Origin of the sequence: Roseomonas populi, from assembly GCF_024594815.1 — a bacterium.
In the GTDB taxonomy this organism is placed as follows: Bacteria; Pseudomonadota; Alphaproteobacteria; order Acetobacterales; family Acetobacteraceae; genus Roseomonas; species Roseomonas populi.
Genome location: NZ_JANJOU010000011.1, coordinates 12615 through 29464 on the forward strand (window position 1 = coordinate 12615; position 16850 = coordinate 29464).

Annotated in this window: 11 protein-coding genes; 6 read left to right on the forward strand and 5 right to left on the reverse strand. The window is 72.2% G+C overall.

The genetic code is table 11. From position 1 onward, the window contains the following. Positions 1-80: 80 nt before the first annotated feature. Positions 81-2516 (forward strand): ATP-dependent helicase HrpB, encoded by a 2436-nt coding sequence (hrpB, locus tag NRP21_RS14645; protein WP_257716959.1) that lies wholly within the window; start codon positions 81-83, stop codon positions 2514-2516. A gap of 255 nt (positions 2517-2771) precedes the next feature. Here the strand turns inward: hrpB and NRP21_RS14650 are convergent, their stop codons facing one another. The 5 genes from NRP21_RS14650 to NRP21_RS14670 form a co-directional block, all read right to left on the reverse strand. Further along, entirely contained in the window at positions 2772-4256 is a 1485-nt protein-coding gene (locus tag NRP21_RS14650) for a sensor histidine kinase (protein ID WP_257716960.1), read from the reverse strand. Between the two features lie 9 nt (positions 4257-4265). Continuing rightward, positions 4266-4952 (reverse strand): winged helix-turn-helix domain-containing protein, encoded by a 687-nt coding sequence (locus NRP21_RS14655; protein WP_257716961.1) that lies wholly within the window; start codon positions 4950-4952, stop codon positions 4266-4268. A 415-nt stretch (positions 4953-5367) separates the two neighbouring features. Continuing rightward, positions 5368-5916 (reverse strand): dihydrofolate reductase family protein, encoded by a 549-nt coding sequence (locus NRP21_RS14660; protein WP_257716962.1) that lies wholly within the window; start codon positions 5914-5916, stop codon positions 5368-5370. 285 nt (positions 5917-6201) lie between these two features. Continuing rightward, positions 6202-7296, reverse strand: a complete 1095-nt coding sequence (locus tag NRP21_RS14665; protein WP_257716963.1) for a trypsin-like peptidase domain-containing protein — start codon at positions 7294-7296, stop codon at positions 6202-6204. A 142-nt stretch (positions 7297-7438) separates the two neighbouring features. Beyond that, a complete protein-coding gene (locus NRP21_RS14670; protein WP_257716964.1) occupies positions 7439-9541 on the reverse strand; it encodes a hybrid sensor histidine kinase/response regulator in 2103 nt (700 codons plus the stop codon). Positions 9542-9739: 198 nt separating this feature from the next. On the opposite strand from NRP21_RS14670, the gene NRP21_RS14675 reads away from it, so the two are divergent. From NRP21_RS14675 to NRP21_RS14695, 5 genes are all read left to right on the forward strand, one after another. Further along, positions 9740-10990, forward strand: coding sequence for a CaiB/BaiF CoA transferase family protein (locus NRP21_RS14675; RefSeq protein WP_257716965.1), 1251 nt, complete (start codon positions 9740-9742; stop codon positions 10988-10990). Next, entirely contained in the window at positions 10987-11889 is a 903-nt protein-coding gene (locus tag NRP21_RS14680; RefSeq protein ID WP_257716966.1) for a hydroxymethylglutaryl-CoA lyase, read from the forward strand. The genes NRP21_RS14675 and NRP21_RS14680 overlap by 4 nt, the downstream gene beginning before the upstream one ends. Positions 11890-12265: 376 nt before the next feature. Next, on the forward strand, positions 12266-14389 hold the full coding sequence (locus tag NRP21_RS14685; RefSeq protein WP_257716967.1) for a putative bifunctional diguanylate cyclase/phosphodiesterase: 2124 nt from the start codon (positions 12266-12268) through the stop codon (positions 14387-14389). 95 nt (positions 14390-14484) lie between these two features. Beyond that, the gene (locus tag NRP21_RS14690) at positions 14485-15816 is read left to right on the forward strand and encodes a uracil-xanthine permease family protein (RefSeq protein WP_257716968.1); all 1332 of its coding nucleotides are present in this window, start codon (positions 14485-14487) and stop codon (positions 15814-15816) included. An 86-nt stretch (positions 15817-15902) separates the two neighbouring features. After that, the gene (locus NRP21_RS14695; RefSeq protein ID WP_257716969.1) at positions 15903-16844 is read left to right on the forward strand and encodes an N-carbamoyl-D-amino-acid hydrolase; all 942 of its coding nucleotides are present in this window, start codon (positions 15903-15905) and stop codon (positions 16842-16844) included. Positions 16845-16850: the final 6 nt, after the last annotated feature.

Here is a 16850-nt window from a genome sequence, read left to right on the forward strand (position 1 = left end):
CGCGGCACGGGCCGCTTCGCTCCACTGTTTGACAAGGCGCGTTTGACAAGCCGCCTTGGCCCGCCGAGACGGACGGCGCGATGGACCTGCCCGAACTTCCCGTCTCCGAAGCCCTGCCCGCCCTGACCGCGGCGCTGCGGGATGGCCCGAATGCCGTGCTGGTGGCCCCGCCCGGGGCGGGCAAGACGACGATCGTGCCGCTGGTGTTGCTGGACGAGCCCTGGGCCACGGGGAAGCTCCTGGTGCTGGAGCCCCGCCGCGTGGCCGCCCGTGCCGCCGCGCGCCGCATGGCGGATCTAGCGGGGGAGGGGACGCCGGGCGGGCTGGTGGGGCTTTCCACCCGGCTGGACCGGGCCGTTTCCGACCGCACGCGGATCGAGGTGGTGACGGAGGGGCTGCTGGTGCGGCGCCTGCAGTCCGATCCGGGGCTGGAGGGGGTTTCGGCCGTGCTCTTCGACGAGGCGCATGAGCGGCACCTCGACACGGATCTCGGCCTGGCGCTTTGCCTGGACCTGCAGCGGGCGCTGCGGCCGGAGCTGCGGCTGCTGGCGATGTCCGCGACGCTGGACGCGGCGGGCTTTGCGGGGCTTCTGGACGCGCCGGTGATCGAGAGCGCGGGGCGGGCCTTTCCCGTCGTCGTCCACCACCGGCCGCGCGACATCAAGGAGCCGCGCGACCTGCCGGAGGCCATGGCGGGCGCGATCCGGGAGGCGTTGCGGGAGCATCCCGGCGACGTGCTGGCCTTCCTGCCGGGCTGGGGGGAGATCCGGCGCACGGCCGAGCGGCTGGGCGGGGTGGCCGCCGATGTGCTGCCCCTGCACGGGGAGATGCCGCCGGCGGAGCAGGACAAGGCGCTCAACCCTTCATCCCGCCGCAAGGTGGTGCTGGCCACCTCCATCGCCGAGACATCGCTGACCGTGCCGGGGGTGCGGATCGTGGTGGATGGCGGGTTCCGGCGGGCGCCGCGGCTGGACGCGGCCACGGGGCTGACGCGGCTGGCGACCGTCCGCATCTCCCGCGCCGCCGCCGAGCAGCGCGCGGGCCGCGCGGGGCGCACGGAGCCGGGAGTGGCGATCCGGCTGTGGACGGAGGCGCTGCATCGCGGCCTGCCGCTGGCCGACCGGCCGGAGATGCTGGAGGCGGAGCTCTCGGGGCTGGTGCTGGACTGCGCGGCCTGGGGTGCGGAGCCCGGCGCGCTGCCCTTCCTCGACCCTCCGCCCGCCGGGGCCGTGGCCGCTGCCCGCACGCTTCTTCACGACCTGGACGCGCTGGACGAGGCGGGGCGGATCACCGCCACGGGCCGCCGTATGGCCCGGCTGGGCGCGCATCCCCGCCTGGCGCGGGTGATGGTGGAGACGCGGATGCCGGGGGAGGCGGCGCTGGCCGCCGACCTCGCCGCGCTGCTGGAGGAGCGCGACCCGATCCGCAACCGCGACGCGCATGTGGACCTGAACACGCGGCTGGACCTGCTGCGCGGCGGCGACCACCCGGAGGCGGACCGCGCGACCGTGCAGCGCATCCGCCGCACGGCGCAGCTGCACCGCCGCCGCCTTTCCGTGCCGGAGCGGACGGAGCCCGGGGGCGACCCCGCCGCGCTTCTGGCCGCCGGCTTTCCGGACCGCATCGCCGCCCGGCGCGGGACGATGGAGGGGGCGTTCCGGCTGGCATCCGGCCAGGGGGCTCGGCTGGCGGCGAACGATCCGCTGCGCAAGGCGCCCCTGCTGGCCGTGGCGGCACTGGAGCTGGCGGGGACGGAGGCGCGCATCCGCATGGCCGCCCCACTGGACCGCGCCGTGCTGGAGGCACGCTTCCCCGAGCGCTTCGTGCGCGAGGAGGTGACGGAGTTCGACGCCCGGGCCAATGCCGTGGTGGCCCGCCGCCGCCTGCGCTTCGGCCCGCTGGTGCTGGAGGAGACCAACCTGCCCCACGCCGATCCCGCCCGGGTGGCGGAGGCGCTGGCGCGGGCAGCGGCGGGGCGCAGCTTCCGCGACCTGGACTGGACCAAGGCGGCGGTCCAGCTGCGGGCGCGGATGCGCTGGGCCCATGCCACGGAGGGGGCGCCCTGGCCGGATGTGTCCGACGCTGCCCTTTCGGCGGGTGCCGGGGAGTGGCTGGCGCCCTACCTCAACGGCCTGTCCCGGCTTTCCGAGCTGAAGGGGCTGGATGCGGTGGCGATCCTGCGCGGGCTGGTGCCCTGGGAGCTGCAGCGCCGGCTGGACGCGGAACTGCCGGCCCGCGTGGACCTGCCGGAAGGCCGCAGCGCCGCCATCGACTACGACCGCGAGGTGCCCGCCCTGGAGGCACGCGCCCAGCACCTTTTCGGCCTGGCCGCGACGCCGCCGCTGATGGGCGGGCGCATCCCCGTGCAGGTCTCGCTCCTCTCGCCCGCCGGGCGGCCCATCGCGGTCACCTCCGATCTTGCGGGCTTCTGGGGCGGCGGCTGGGCGGAGGTGCGGCGGGAGATGCGCGGGCGCTACCCGAGGCACGCCTGGCCGGAAGATCCTTCGCGGGGGTGAGGGCGATCCTGCGGGCCTTCCCGCGTGATTCTTTCGTCCTGCGGTGGCGGCCTGTGGCCAGGGAGAGGAAGAAGGAATTCTTCCTCTCCCCGGACCCCTATCCATCATCTTCTTCTATCAGCTGGTTTGAACCTCGCTGACGGTGCGCCTCGGCTCGTGGAGCCGAGGCGACTGTGAGGGCAGGACCGGGGCCTGATCGTCAGGCGCCACGCTTCAAGTCAGTCCCCGCGGCAGCCCGATGCAGGTCCAGGAGCCTCAGGCTCCTGGCGGGGGTGCAGGGGGCGGGGCCCCCTGCGGCGCCACGCTCACCAGTGTCGGCCCCGCGTCCAGGCAGAGCGTTGCCGAGAGGCCGGGCGGGTCCTGGCCGGGGTGCGTGTCGTCCAGGATGAGGGCGCCGCCATGGAGGCCCGCGACGGCGCGGACGAGGGAGAGGCCCAGGCCGTAGCCCGGGGTGGTGCGGGCGTTGTCGGCGCGGAAGAAGCGTTCCCCGGCGCGGGCGCGGTCCGGGGCGGGGAGGCCGGGGCCTTCGTCGGCCACGGTGATGCGCTGCGTCTCGCCCCGGGCCTCGGCGGAGAGGCGGATGCGGCCGCCGGCGGGGGAGAACTTCACGGCGTTGTCCAGCAGGTTCGCCACGGCCTGGAGGAGGAGGTCGCGGTCTCCTGTCAGCTTCAGGCTTTCCGGCAAGGTGGCTTCCAGGGTCACGCCGCGGGACTCGGCGATGGCCTCGTAGAGTTCCGCGGCGTCCGCCAGCAGGGGGGTGAGGTCGAGCGGGGCGAAGGCGGCGCGGCGGGCGCCCGCCTCGGCCTCGGTGATGCGGAGCACGGCCTGGAAGATCCGGGTCATGCCGTCCAGGTCGGTGATGCCCTGCTCGATGGCGCGGCGCATGGCATCCGGGTCGGCATCCTGCGCCTCCTCCAGCCGGCCGCGGGCGCGGGCGACGGGGGTGCGCAGGTCGTGGGCGATGGCGTCGGACACGCCGCGGATGCCGGCCATCAGCGTGCCGATCTTGTCCAGCATGGCGTTCAGCGTGCGGCCCAGGCGGTCGAACTCGTCGTCGCGGCCGGAGAGGGGGACACGCTGGGAGAGGTCGCCGCCCGCGATGGCGGAGACGGTATCGGCCGCGGGGCGCAGCATGGATTGCAGGGCGCGGCGCAGCAGCAGCGCGCCGATGAGGGCGATGAGGCCGGAGGCGCTGGCGGCCCAGCCCAGGCCGCGCGCCAGGAGCTGGCGCAGGTGCAGCCGCTCCTCCTCGTCCCGGCCGACGATCAGGCGGTCCCCGTTCGGCAGGTCGGTGCGGTAGAGGCGGACCTCGGTCTGCACGCCGTCCCGCACCATGCCCGCGCGGAGCCAGCGCAGCCCCTCGCTCTCGGGCGCGGGGCCGGAGAGCTCGTCCGGCGTGGCGTCGAGGTTGCCGGCCAGCATCTCGCCGGCGGAATCGGTGAGGCGGTAGAGGTCCTGGTCGTCGCCGTCGCGGGTCAGGCGGTAGGAGATGGCCTGCAGCACGCCGTCCCGGCCGGTCTCGCGGTAGCGGGCGATGAGGGCGGAGACGTCGGCGCGGATGGCGGCGTCCGTCTGCCGGTCCAGCCCGCCTGCCGTGTTGTACCAGACGATGCCGGCGAAGGCGACGCCGCCCAGCAGGAACATGCCAGCGAAGAAGACGGCGAAGCGGAATCCCGCGCTGTCCACCAGGCGGGGGACGGGCGCGCGGCGGATCTCCCCCATGGGCATCAGGGGGGGCATCGGGCCGCCTTACGCGGCCTCGTCCGCCCGGATCATGTAGCCGGCGTTGCGGACGGTGTGGATCAGCGGCTTGTCGAAGCCGCGGTCCAGCTTCTGCCGCAGGCGGGAGACGTGGACGTCGATCACGTTGGTCTGCGGGTCGAAGTGGTAGTCCCAGACCTTCTCCAGCAGCATGGTGCGGGTGACGACCTGGCCGGCGTGGCGCATCAGGTGCTCCAGCAGGCGGAACTCGCGAGGCTGCACGTCGATGCGCTTGCCGCCGCGCGTGACGGTGCGGGAGAGCAGGTCCAGTTCCAGGTCGGCCACGCGGAGCTTGGTGGCGGGGACCTCGGCGGCGGGGCGGCGGCCCAGGGCCTCCACGCGGGCCAGGAGCTCGGCGAAGGCGAAGGGCTTGGTGAGGTAGTCGTCCCCGCCCGCCTTCAGGCCGCGCACCCGCTCGTCCACCGCCGAGAGGGCGGTGAGGAAGAGGACGGGGGTGCGGTTGTCCTGGGCGCGCAGGGTTTCCACCAGGCGGAGGCCATCGACGCCGCCAGGCAGCATCCGGTCCAGCACCAGCAGGTCGAAGGGCTCGCCTGCGGCGGCGAAGAGGCCGTCCCGGCCATTGTCGCGGTGCTCGACGGAGTGGCCGGCCTCGGTAAGGCCGCGGCGGACGAAGCGGGCGACCTCGGGGTCGTCCTCGACCAGCAGGATACGCATGGTGGTCCTTGGGCTCGATCTTTCCCGCCACAATGGCGTGGGGAAGGGCGGGTTGCCAGACCACCCCCGGGTCTGGCGGCCATGCGCGGCCGGGGGAGGGTGTTGGCAGGGGGGGCGGGTGATTGTGGAGGGGCCGGGTGTTGGGGATTAAAGGACGAATTGGGGTAGGAGGGGCCGTAACTATCGCTCTGCGCCCAAGTCGGCCATTCGAATGGCGTGGCCGCCTTCCCGAAAGCGGACGCGATCACCTGGGCGGCTTATGGCCGGGTCGGGCGGGAAGCCACCATTGCCGTTAACGTCTCCAGCTCGATCAACCGGGCTCCCATGGCAGAAGCAGCGGGGTATGCCGTGTCGCGCGGCCGAGAGGCTAACGGTAAGCAGGCCCACGAACTGGGCGCGAGGAGGCTGCTCTGGGTCAGCGTGCGCGTCGGTAATGCATGGCGACCGCGCCGTTGCGGAGCGGCTTGGCCGAGACCAGTTCGAGCCGTCGTGTGCTGGGCAAGCCGCTCCCGTAGAGGGTCGGGCCGTGGCCCGCGATCCTGGGGTGTACGAGGAGCTTGTACTCGTCGATTAGATCCAGCCGGTCCAGCTCGGTCGCGAGCTTGCCGCTACCGAGGAGCACGCCGGCCGGGGTCGCGTCCTTGAGCTTCTGCACGCCCGCGCGCAGTTCGCCGCCGATGTGGTGGCTGTTGGTCCAAGGGAAGGCCTTTCGCGCCGATGACACCACGTATTTCGGCTTTGCCTCCAGCTTGACCGCCCACTCGCGGATCGCCGGCGGCGCCTCCTCGTCGCCTCGGGCGACTGCCGGCCAGTAGCTCTCCATCATCTCGTAGGTGACGCGACCCCACAGCATTGCTCCGCCCTCGTCCATAAGGCGGGTGAAGAAGGCGTGCGTCTCGTCGTCGGCAATTCCCTCCTGGTGGTCGACGCAGCCGTCCAGGGTGACGTTGATGCTGAAGGTCAACAATCCCATGCGGCGAGTCTAAAACCAAACGATGAGGGCCATGTAGACCGATCGCTGCGGTGGATGCTGAAACTCCGCAAGGAGGCCGGAGCGGCCGACGGGCGGCCCATCTCTGACAGCCGCATTCCCAAGAGTTTTGGCTGGAAGCGGAAATGCCGCTCCCGGCCAGACCTTCCCGTTCGGCTCAATTTGGACCAAACCCCCCGAAGGCTGACCCGGCGGTTAGGGCCAGCAGCGCCCGATGGCGCCCAGGCCCGCCGGCCATGTCCGTCCCGCGCGCCGGCCCTACTGCTGCGGCGTTCCCGTGCCCGCCGGGCGGCGCCCGACCTGCACGTTCACGTCCTGCGCACGTCCCTCCCGCGTGATGGAGAGGCGCACGCCCTGGCCGGGCGCGATTCCCGCGACCGTGCGGATGAGGGCGCGGGAGGTCTCGATCCGGTCCCCGTTCAGGGAGTTCACGATATCGCCCTGGCGCAGCCCGGCCCGGGCGGCGGGGGAGTTGCGCTCCACGCCCTGGATCTGCACGCCGCGGCGGCCGCGCGGGCCTTCGGCACCGATGTCCTGCACGGCGACGCCGAGCCAGCCGCGCTCCACCCGGCCGTCGCGCCGCAGCTGCTCGATCACGCCCTTGGCCAGGTCCGAGGGGGTGGCGAAGCCGATGCCCGCGCTGGCGCCGGAGGGGGAGTAGATGGCCGTGTTGATCCCGATCACCTCGCCCGCCGTGTTGAAGAGGGGGCCGCCGGAGTTGCCGGGGTTGATGGCCGCGTCCGTCTGGATGAAGTCGTCGAAGGGGCCCGCCCCGATCTCGCGCCCGCGGGCGGAGACGATGCCGGAGGTGACCGTGCCGCCGAGGCCGAAGGGGTTGCCGCAGGCCAGCACCCACTGGCCGACGCGCACGGGGCTGCTGCCCCAGGGCACGGCGGTCAGCGGCACCCGGCTCTCGATCCGCAGCAGGGCGAGGTCGGTCAGCTCGTCCGTGCCCACCACCCGCGCCGGGTGCTCGGACCCGTCCTGCAGGGAGACGACGACGCGGGCCGCGGAGCCGACGACGTGGTTGTTCGTGACCACGTAGCCCGAGGGATCGATAATGAAGCCGGACCCCGCCCCCTGGACCTGCTGCCGGTTGCCCCGGCGTTCCCGGAAGTAGCGCTCGAAGGGGGTGCCCTTCAGCTCCGGCGGGATCTGGGTGGTCTGCTCGCCGGTGACGGCGATGTTGACCACGGCCGGCAGGACGGTGGCGGCCAGGTCCGCGAAGTCGGGCACCACGGTCAGGCGCGGGGAGGCCGCCTGGGCCTGGGCATCGAGAGGGGTGCAGCCAGGCGCGGCGGCGAGGGCCGCGAAGCCGAGCAGGGCGGCGCGGCGGGGCAGGGGGGAACGCATGGGGTGCTTCGGCTCTCCGGAGTGCGGCGCGAGATCGTCCTTGCCATAGAGAGGGAAGAACGGGCCGGGGTTCAAGCGGGTGGCCCCGGGGAGGGGGGAAGGAATTCTCGGAGCAGGCCCCCCGAGGTTGCCCCGGCGCCGGTCAGGCACCGTCCTCGATCAGGTCCCGGATGCGGGTTGTCAGGGCTTCCATGGCGAAGGGCTTGGTGAGGACGTGCATGCCGGGCTCCAGCAGTCCGTGCCCCACCGTCGCGTTCTCCGCGTAGCCCGTGATGAACAGGATCCTCAGCCCTGGCCGCAGCTCCCGCGCCGCATCGGCCAGCTGGCGGCCGTTCATGCCGCCGGGCAGGCCGACATCCGTCACCAGCAGGTCGATCCGGGCATCCGAGCGCAGCACCCGCAGCCCGGCCGTGCCGTCCGCTGCCTCGATGGCGGTGTAGCCCAGATCCTCCAGCACCTCCGTGACCAGCATGCGCACGGTGGGCTCGTCGTCCACCACCAGCACCGTCTCCCCGCGCTCCGCCCGCGGGGCGGAGGCCAGCGCGGCCGCATGGTCGGCCAATTCCTCCGCCCCGTGGTGGCGCGGGAGGTAGAGGCACATGGTCGTGCCCTGGCCGAGCTCGGAATAGATGCGGACCTGGCCGCCGGACTGGCGCACGAAGCCGTAGATCATGGAAAGCCCCAGCCCCGTGCCCTGGCCGATGGGCTTGGTCGTGAAGAAGGGGTCGAAGGCGCGCCCGATCACCTCGGGCGTCATGCCCGTTCCGGTGTCGGTGACGCAGAGGGAGAGGTACTGGCCGGGCGGCAGGTCCCTCTCATGCCCCGCCCGGTCGTCCAGCCACTTGTTCGCCGTCTCGATGGTGATGCGCCCGCCGTCGGGCATGGCGTCGCGCGCGTTGATGCAGAGGTTCAGCAGCGCGCTCTCCAGCTGGTTCGGGTCCACCAGCACGGTCCAGAGCCCGGCGCTGCCGACCACCTCCACCGTGATCTCCGGCCCCACGGTGCGGCGGATCAGCTCCTCCATGCCGGAGATCAGGCGGTTCACGTTGGTGGGCTTGGGGTCCAGCGTCTGCCGCCGCGCGAAGGCCAGAAGCCGGTGCGTCAGCGCCGCCGCGCGCCCCGCCGCACCGTGCGCCGTGGTGATGTAGCGGTCCAGGTCGGTCAGCCGCCCCTGGGCGAGGCGGGAGCGCAGCAGCTCCAGGCTGCCGGTGATGCCGGTGAGGAGGTTGTTGAAGTCGTGGGCGATCCCGCCCGTGAGCTGCCCCACCGCCTCCATCTTCTGGCTCTGTCGCAGCGCCTCCTCCGCCCGCCGCAGCGCCTCCGCCGCCTCCTTCTCCGCCTGGATGTCGCGGCCCACGGCGTGGATGAACCGCTCGTCCGGCACGGCGGTCCAGGAGAGCCAGCGGTAGGTCCCGTCCTTCTGGCGGTAGCGGTTCTCGAAGCGCAGCGTGGTGCGGCCGGAGGAGAGGTTGCCCACCTCCCTCAGCGTCGCCGCCAGGTCGTCCGGGTGGATCAGGGCCAGGAAGTCCTGGCCCAGCAACTCCCCCTCGCCCCAGCCCAGCAGGGCGGTCCAGGCGGGGTTCACCGCCTCGATCCGGGCGTTGAAGTCGGCCACCAGCATCACGTCGGTGGAGAGCCGCCACATCCGGTCGCGCTCGCGCGTGCGCTCCTCCACGCGCTGCTCCAGTTCCGCGTTCAGCTCCGCCAGCGCGCCGGCCGTCACGCGCAGCTCCGCCTCGGCCCGCACCTTGCCCGTGGTCTCGACGACGATGGCGATGACCCCGGCGGGCTGCCCGTCCTCGCCGGGGATCGGCGAGTAGTCCAGGTTCATCCACACCTGCTCCGGCCGGCCGTGGCGGTGGAGGGTCAGCTCCTGGTCCCGGTAGGCGAGGGTGCCGCCGGCGAGCCCGACCTTCATCACGTTGTCGTTGAAGTCGGCCACCTCCGGCCAGCCCTCGCGCACCTTGGAGCCGAGGAGCCTAGGGTGCCGGCCGCCCGCGAAGACGGAGTAGGCATCGTTGTAGATCATGATGCCGTCCTCCCCCCACAGCGTGACGATGGGCACGGGGGAGCGGAGGAGGAGGCCGACGGTGGTGCGGAGGTGGGCGGGCCAGACCTCGGTGGGGCCGAGCGAGGTCGCCGCCCAGTCATAGCCCGCGATCAGCCGCCCCAGTTCGCCACCGCTCGCGAGGAAGGTCGGCCCTTCCCGCTCCGCCACGTCCTGAGGGTCCCCTATGGGCTCCATGCACACCTGCTCTCGACGATCCGGCGGAGATGGCCGGCCGGGGCGGTCTCTGCGCCGGATGCGGCCGGGCGTCCACCGGCCCACGCAACCCCGCTGTAAGAGGACTCCCCCGGCCGGGTTTCGCGGCTTCCTTCGTGCCCGCCCCTTGCCACGGCCGGCCCGGCGCGGAACATCGCCGCCGACGCAGGAGGAATGCCCATGCCGGATGCCGCCGGCCCGACCACGCCTGGCTCCGAAGGGGCCCCGCCGAGAGAGGATTCTCGCCTGCCCCTGTCCGGGCTGCGCGTCGTGGAGCTGGGCCACTACATCGCCGCCCCCTTCGCCACCCGCCTGCTGGCCGACCTTGGCGCCGAGGTGATCAAGGTGGAGCCGCCGGAGGGCGACCCGCACCGGGACTGGGGGGCGCGGGTGAACGGGAGGGCCGTGTGGTTCTCCATCCACGGCCGCAACAAGCTCTCCGTCACCGTGGACCTGAAGAGCGAGGAGGGGCGGCGGAAGGTCCGCGCCCTCTGTGCCCGGGCGGACGCGCTGGTGGAGAATTTCCGGCCCGGCTACCTGGAGCGGATCGGGCTGGGGCCCGAGGTGCTGCGGGCGGAGAACCCGCGCCTCGTGATCGCCCGCGTCTCCGGCTACGGGCAGGACGGGCCCTACCGGGACAAGCCGGCCTTCGGGGCGATCGGGGAGGCGATGGGCGGGTTGCGCCACCTGACCGCCAATCCCGGGCAGGCGGACCTGCCGCCGCCGCGCTGCGGCGTCTCCATCAGCGACGATCTGGCGGGGATGTACGCGGCCCTCTCCCTCGTTTCCGCCTGTTGGGGGCGGGACCGGAAGGCGGATGGCCAGGGGGGTGGGAAGGGCGTGACGATCGACCTCGACCTCGTCTCCTCCGTCTTCTCCCTCATGGAGGGGATGCTGCCGGAATACGGGATGCTCGGCCGCATCCGGCAGCCCATGGGGGCGGCGCTGCCCAGCGCCGCGCCCACCAACACCTATCCCTGCGCGGACGGGAAATGGCTGGCCATCGCCGGCAATTCCGACCTCATCTTCCGCCGGTTGATGGAGCGGATCGGCCGCCCCGACCTGGCCGCGGACCCGCGCATGGCCAGCAATTCCGGCCGCTGCGCCCATGCCGGGGAGCTGGACGAGGCCATCGCCGCCTGGACCCGCACCATGACGGCCAAGGAGGCGCAGGAGGCGATGGAGGCGGTGCAGGTGCCGTGTTCCCGCCTGTATGACATGAAGGACTGCGCGGAGGACCCGCATTTCCAGGCGCGGGACATGATGCTGGAGGTGGAGGACCCGCTGGTGGGCGCCACCGTGCCGCACCCCGCCGCGCCCTTCCGCTTCGAGGGCGTTCCGCCGCGCGACATGGTGCGCTGGCCCGGCCCCGCGGTGGGGCAGCACAACGACTATGTCTTCGACACTCTGCTGAAGGAGGATGCGCGATGAGCCAGGCGGCCACGATCAGTGATGTCGCCCCGCGCGACGGGCTGCAATCCATCGGCGGCTTCGTGCCGACGGAGACGAAGATCGCGCTGGTGCGCGCCATCCACGCCGCCGGCATCCGGCGCATGGAGATCGGCTCCTTCGTCTCGCCCAGGGCCGTGCCGCAGATGGCCGACACGGGCGAGGTGCTGCGCGCGGCGCTGGAGCTGCCGGGGCTGGAGTGCACGGTGCTGGTGCCGAACCGCCGGGGCTTCGAGCTGGCGGCGGGGTCCGGCGCGCAGCGCCTCGGCCTCTTCATGTCCGCGACCGAGAGCCACAATAAGGCGAACCTGAACCGCACGCGGGAGGAATCCTTCGCCGACCTCGCCGCCATCGTGGCGGATGCGCGGGCGGCGGGGCTGCTGGTGCGCTTCAATCTTTCCACCGTGTTCCACTGCCCCTTCGAGGGCGTGGTGCCGGACGAGGAGGCGCTGGACTGGGTGGAGCGCATCGTCGCGCTCGATCCCGCCATGGAGATCGCGCTCTGCGACACCACCGGCAATGCCGCGCCGGACCAAGTGCGGCGCGTGTTCCAGAAGGCCTTCGCCTCCTGGGGGGAGCGCTTCGCCTTCCACGGGCATGACACCTACGGCATGGGCGTGGCCAACGTCTCCGCCGCCTGGGCCGCGGGCTGCCGGGTTTTCGATTCGGCCTCGGGCGGCCTCGGCGGCTGCCCCTTCGCGCCGGGCGCGACGGGGAACGTGGCGACGGAGGACGTGGCCTGGCTGTTCCGCCGCATGGGCGTGGAGACGGGGATCGACTGGAACCGCCTGCTGGAGGCCGCGGACCTGGCCGCCACCATCCCCGGCGGCATGCCGGGCGGGCGGATGCGCGGGGTGCCGGCGGCGCGGCGGGCGGCGTGATGTGGCCTGCAAGGGGGCGCCGCCCCCTTGCATCCCCCGCCAGGAGGCTGAGCCCCCTGGACCTGCTTCGGGCTGCCGCGGAGCTGGTTTGAGATGGGGCTCCGGTGAAAGCCCCAATCCGGCCTTTGCAGTCGCCTCGGGTCATGGACCCGCGGCGCGCCGTCAACCGAGCGATTCCAACTTCCAGAAAAAGATGATGGTGAGGGGTCTGGGGGAGAGGGAGAATTCTTTCTTCCTCTCCCCGGGGCCGCCCGCGCGCCCGTTCATGTCTCGCTTACCAATGCCCCCTAATCTGCGGGGCCTGCACCCAGGACGGGCGCGCCATCGGATCGGCCGGTGAACCGGATGCCGCATCCGCCGCACCGGGAATCCGCACGTGTCCAGCAATCCGCCGAAGGCTTCTTCCGACCAGGCCAACACGCTCTACCGCCTGCTGGTGCAGGGGGTGACGGACTACGCGATCTACCTGCTCGCGCCCGACGGCACGGTGAGCAACTGGAATGCGGGGGCGGAGCGCGCGAAGGGCTACCTGGCCGAGGAGATCGTGGGCCAGCACTTCTCCCGCTTCTACACGCCGGAGGACCGGCGGGCCGGGCTGCCGCAGCGGGCGTTGGCCACCTCGCTCGCCACCGGGAAGTTCGAGGGGCAGGGGTGGCGGCTGCGGCGGGACGGGTCGCGCTTCTGGGCGCATGTGGTGATCGACCCGATCCGCGACGAGACCGGGGTGCTGGTGGGCTACGCCAAGATCACGCGGGACCTGACGGAGCAGCGGCGCCAGGACGAGCAGATGCGGCGGCTGCGGGAGAACCTGGACCTGGCGCTGGACAACATGTCGCAGGGGCTCGCGCTGTTCGACGCGCAGGAGCGGCTGGTGCTGTCCAACAACCGGCTGCGCGAGATGCTGGAGCTGGACGAGGCCGGCCGGCCCGTGGCCACCTTCACGGACATCCTCTGGCAGCTGCACGGGGGCGGGGAGGCGGATTATGCCGAGACGGCGGAGCGCGTGGCGCGTGCGCGGGAAGATCATCTCGGCCGGCTGGCGGTAACGCAGGGCACCGTCTCCGCGGAGATACGGCGGCAGGGGCGGTCCATCGCCATCAGCCACCGCGCGCTGCCGGCCGGTGGCTGGGTTTCGACGCTGGACGACATCACGGAGCGCCGGGTGATCGAGGACCGGATCGTCCACCTGGCGCATCACGACACGCTGACGGCCCTGCCGAACCGCGCCACCTTCAGCGCCCGGCTGGACGCGGCGCTGGCCGCGCTGGGCGGGAGCTGCGCGGTGCTCTACCTGGACCTGGACCGGTTCAAGCCGGTGAACGACACGCTGGGCCACCCGGTGGGCGACGCGGTGCTGCAGGCGGTGGCGGCGCGGATCCAGGCGCAGCTCCGCAAGCAGGACACCGTGTCCCGCATGGGCGGGGACGAGTTCGCCATCCTGCTGGGGTGCTGCGAGAACGGGCGGGATGCCGCGGCGCTGGCCGAGCGGCTGATCCGCGAGATCGCGCGCCCGATCGACGTGAAGGGCGTGCAGGTGATGATCGGCGCCAGCATCGGCATCGCGCTGGCCCCGCAGCACGGGGAGGAGGCGGACCTGCTGCTGCGGAACGCGGACCTTGCCCTGTACCGCGCCAAGGAATCGGGGCGCGGCTGCCTCCGGACCTACGAGCCGGGGATGGAGATGGTGATGCAGCAGCGGCGGGAGCTGGAGCGCGACCTGCGCATGGCGCTCGCGCTCGGTGAGTTCGCGCTGCACTACCAGCCCGTGGTGGACATGGCGCGGGACCGGATCACGAGCTTCGAGGCGCTGCTGCGGTGGAAGAGCCCGACCCGCGGGCAGGTTCCGCCCGCCGACTTCATCCCCTTCGCCGAGGAGGTGGGGCTGATGCCGGAGATCGGGGACTGGGTGCTGCGCACCGCCTGCCGGGAGGCGGCGGGATGGCCGGAGCCGGTGAAGGTCTCGGTGAATCTCTCCACCACGCAGTTCCGCCTGCCCGACCTGGTGCACCGCGTCACCGCCGCGCTGGAGGAGACGGGGCTGGGCGCCGACCGGCTGGAGCTGGAGGTGACGGAGACGGCGATGATCGACGACGTGCAGGGTGCCGCCGCCATCCTGGGCGAGTTGCGGCGCCTGGGCATCCAGATCGCCATGGATGACTTCGGCACGGGCTACTCCTCCCTCAGCTTCCTGCGGAACCTTCCCTTCACCCGGATCAAGATCGACCGCAGCTTCGTGAAGGACCTGGGCACCAAGCCGGAGGCCGCGGCGATCGTGCGGGCGGTGACGGGGCTGTGCGACAGCCTCGGCGTCTCCGCCACGGCGGAGGGGGTGGAGACGGAGGGCCAGGTGGCGATGCTGCAGGCGGAGGGCTGCCCGGAGGTGCAGGGCTATTTCATCAGCCGGCCCTGCCCGGCGGCCGAGGTGGCCGACTGGATCGCCGCCTTCGCCAGCAGCCGCCGGGACGAGCCGGGGAATCGCGCCCTGCCGGACGCGGCCTAGGGCGCGCCGACCTCTCGCGCCCCATGGGCGGCGACGGCATCATGCCCTGCCCGGGATGCGTCAGGCCCGGGCGGGAGCATGGAGAGCACCGCCGCATGTCGTTCTTCCCGCGATGGCCGCTGGCCCAGGGATCCACCGTTCCGCCCGATGAGCGCCTGCCCTGGGGCACCACGACCCTGCTGGGCGTGCAGCACCTGGTGGCCATGTCCGGCTCCACCATTCTCGGGCCGCTGCTGATGGGGTTCGACCCGAACCTCGCCATCCTCTTCTCCGGCATCGGCACGCTGATTTTCTTCCTCCTCGTCGGCGGGCGGGTGCCGAGCTACCTGGGCTCCTCCTTCTCCTTCATCGCGGTGGTGATCGCGGTTACGGGCTATGCCGGCACCGGGCCGAACCCGAATATCGGGCCGGCGCTGGGGGGCATCATCGCCTGCGGCGCGCTCTACGCCGCGATCGGCGTGCTGGTGATGTTCACCGGGTCCAACTGGGTGGAGCGGCTGATGCCGCCGGCGGTGACGGGCGCGGTGGGCGCGGCCATCGGCCTCAACCTCGCGCCCGTGGCGGTGAAGGGGATCGAGGGGCCGGGCTGGCACGTGATTGTCGCGCTGGCGACGCTGGTCGCCACGGCCTGCATCGCCGTCTACGCGCCGCTGGCGATCCGGCGCATCTCCATCCTGGCGGGCATCGCCTGCGGCTACGTGCTGTACCTGATCGTCGGCAACGTGCTGGGGCTGCTGCCGCCCATCTCCTTCGCGGAGCTGTCGGCGGCGCCCTGGTTCGGGATGCCGAGCTTCCGCGCGCCCACCTTCGAGGCCGGTGCCATGGCGCTGATCGCGCCCGTGGCCTTCATCCTCGTCGCGGAGAATCTCGGGCACATCAAGGCGATCGGCGCGATGACCGGGCGGAACCTCGATCCCTATGTCGGCCGCGGCTTCCTCGGCGACGGCATCGCCACCATGGTTTCCGGCTTCGGCGGCGGCACGGGGGTGACGACCTATGTGGAGAACATGGGGGTCATGGCCGTTACCCGGGTCTTCTCCACCCTTCTCTTCGTCTTCGCGGCGGTGTTCGCCATCGCGCTGGGCTTCTCGCCGAAGTTCGGCGCGCTGCTGCGGACGATCCCCGGCCCGGTGCTGGGCGGGCTGGCCGTGGTGGTCTTCGGGCTGATCGCCGCCGCCATGATCCGGCTCTGGGTGGACAACCGGGTGGACTTCTCGGACCCGCGCAACCTGCTGACGGTGGGCGCCTCGCTCGTGCTCGGCGCCGGCAACTTCACGGTCTCGATCGGTGGCTTCTCCATCGCCGGGATCGGCACGGCCACCATCGCGGCGATCGGGCTGTACCAGCTTCTGGGCATCGGGCGGCGCGATCCCGTGGGGGTGGTGCACGGGCTGGCCGAGGGCGGGGGCGACCGCCCGCTGCATTAAGCTTTGCCCGGAAACCGCCTGCGCGGTTGAGACTTGCGGCGCGCCGGGGCAGAACCCGGCCGCCGCACTACGCAGGAGTACCAGCCATGTCCCGCATTCTCCGCATCGCCGCCGCCCAGATGGGCCCGAACCAGCGCGCTGATACCCGCGAGGCGATCCTGGCCCGCATGATCGCCCTGCTGGAGGAGGCCGCGGCGAAAGGCGCGAAGCTCGTCGTCTTCCCCGAGCTGGCCTTCACCACCTTCTTCCCGCGCTGGCTGATCGAGGGCGAGGAGCTGGACGGGTACTACGAGACCTCCATGCCCAATCCGCGGGTGCAGCCCCTGTTCGACCGGGCGCGGGAACTGGGGGTGGGATTCTACGTGGGCTATGCCGAGAAAACGCCGGAGGGGAAGCGCTTCAACTCCGCCATCACCACCGCCCCGGACGGCACCATCCTCGCCAAGTACCGCAAGGTGCACCTGCCCGGTTCCGTTGAGCCGCGGCCGGGCGACCGCTTCCAGCAGCTGGAGAAGCGCTACTTCGAATACGGGGATACCGGCTTCCCCGCCTTCCGTGGGCCGGGCGACTGGGGTTCCCCGGTCATGGGCATGCTCGTCTGCAACGACCGCCGCTGGCCCGAGGCCTGGCGCGTCTATGCGCTGCAGGGGATGGAGCTGATGGTCGTGGGCTACAACTCCGCCGCCTACGACCCGAACGGCGGTAGCACGGAGAATGAGGAGCTCCGCACCTTCCACTCCATCCTTGCCGCCCAGTCCAACGCCTACATGAACGCCACCTGGGCCGTCTCGGTCGCCAAGGCGGGGAATGAGGACGGATCCGGCCTCATCGGCGGCTCCGTCATCGTGGACCCGAACGGCGTGATCGTGGCCCAGGCGAAGACGCTCGGCGACGAGGTGCTGGTGGCGGATTGCGACCTGGACCTCACGCGGCAGGGCAAGGAGAAGATGTTCAACTTCGCCGCCCATCGCCGGCCGGAGCACTATCGGCGCATTGTGGATCAGGTGGGGGCCGAGCCGCCGGCCTGAGCTTCT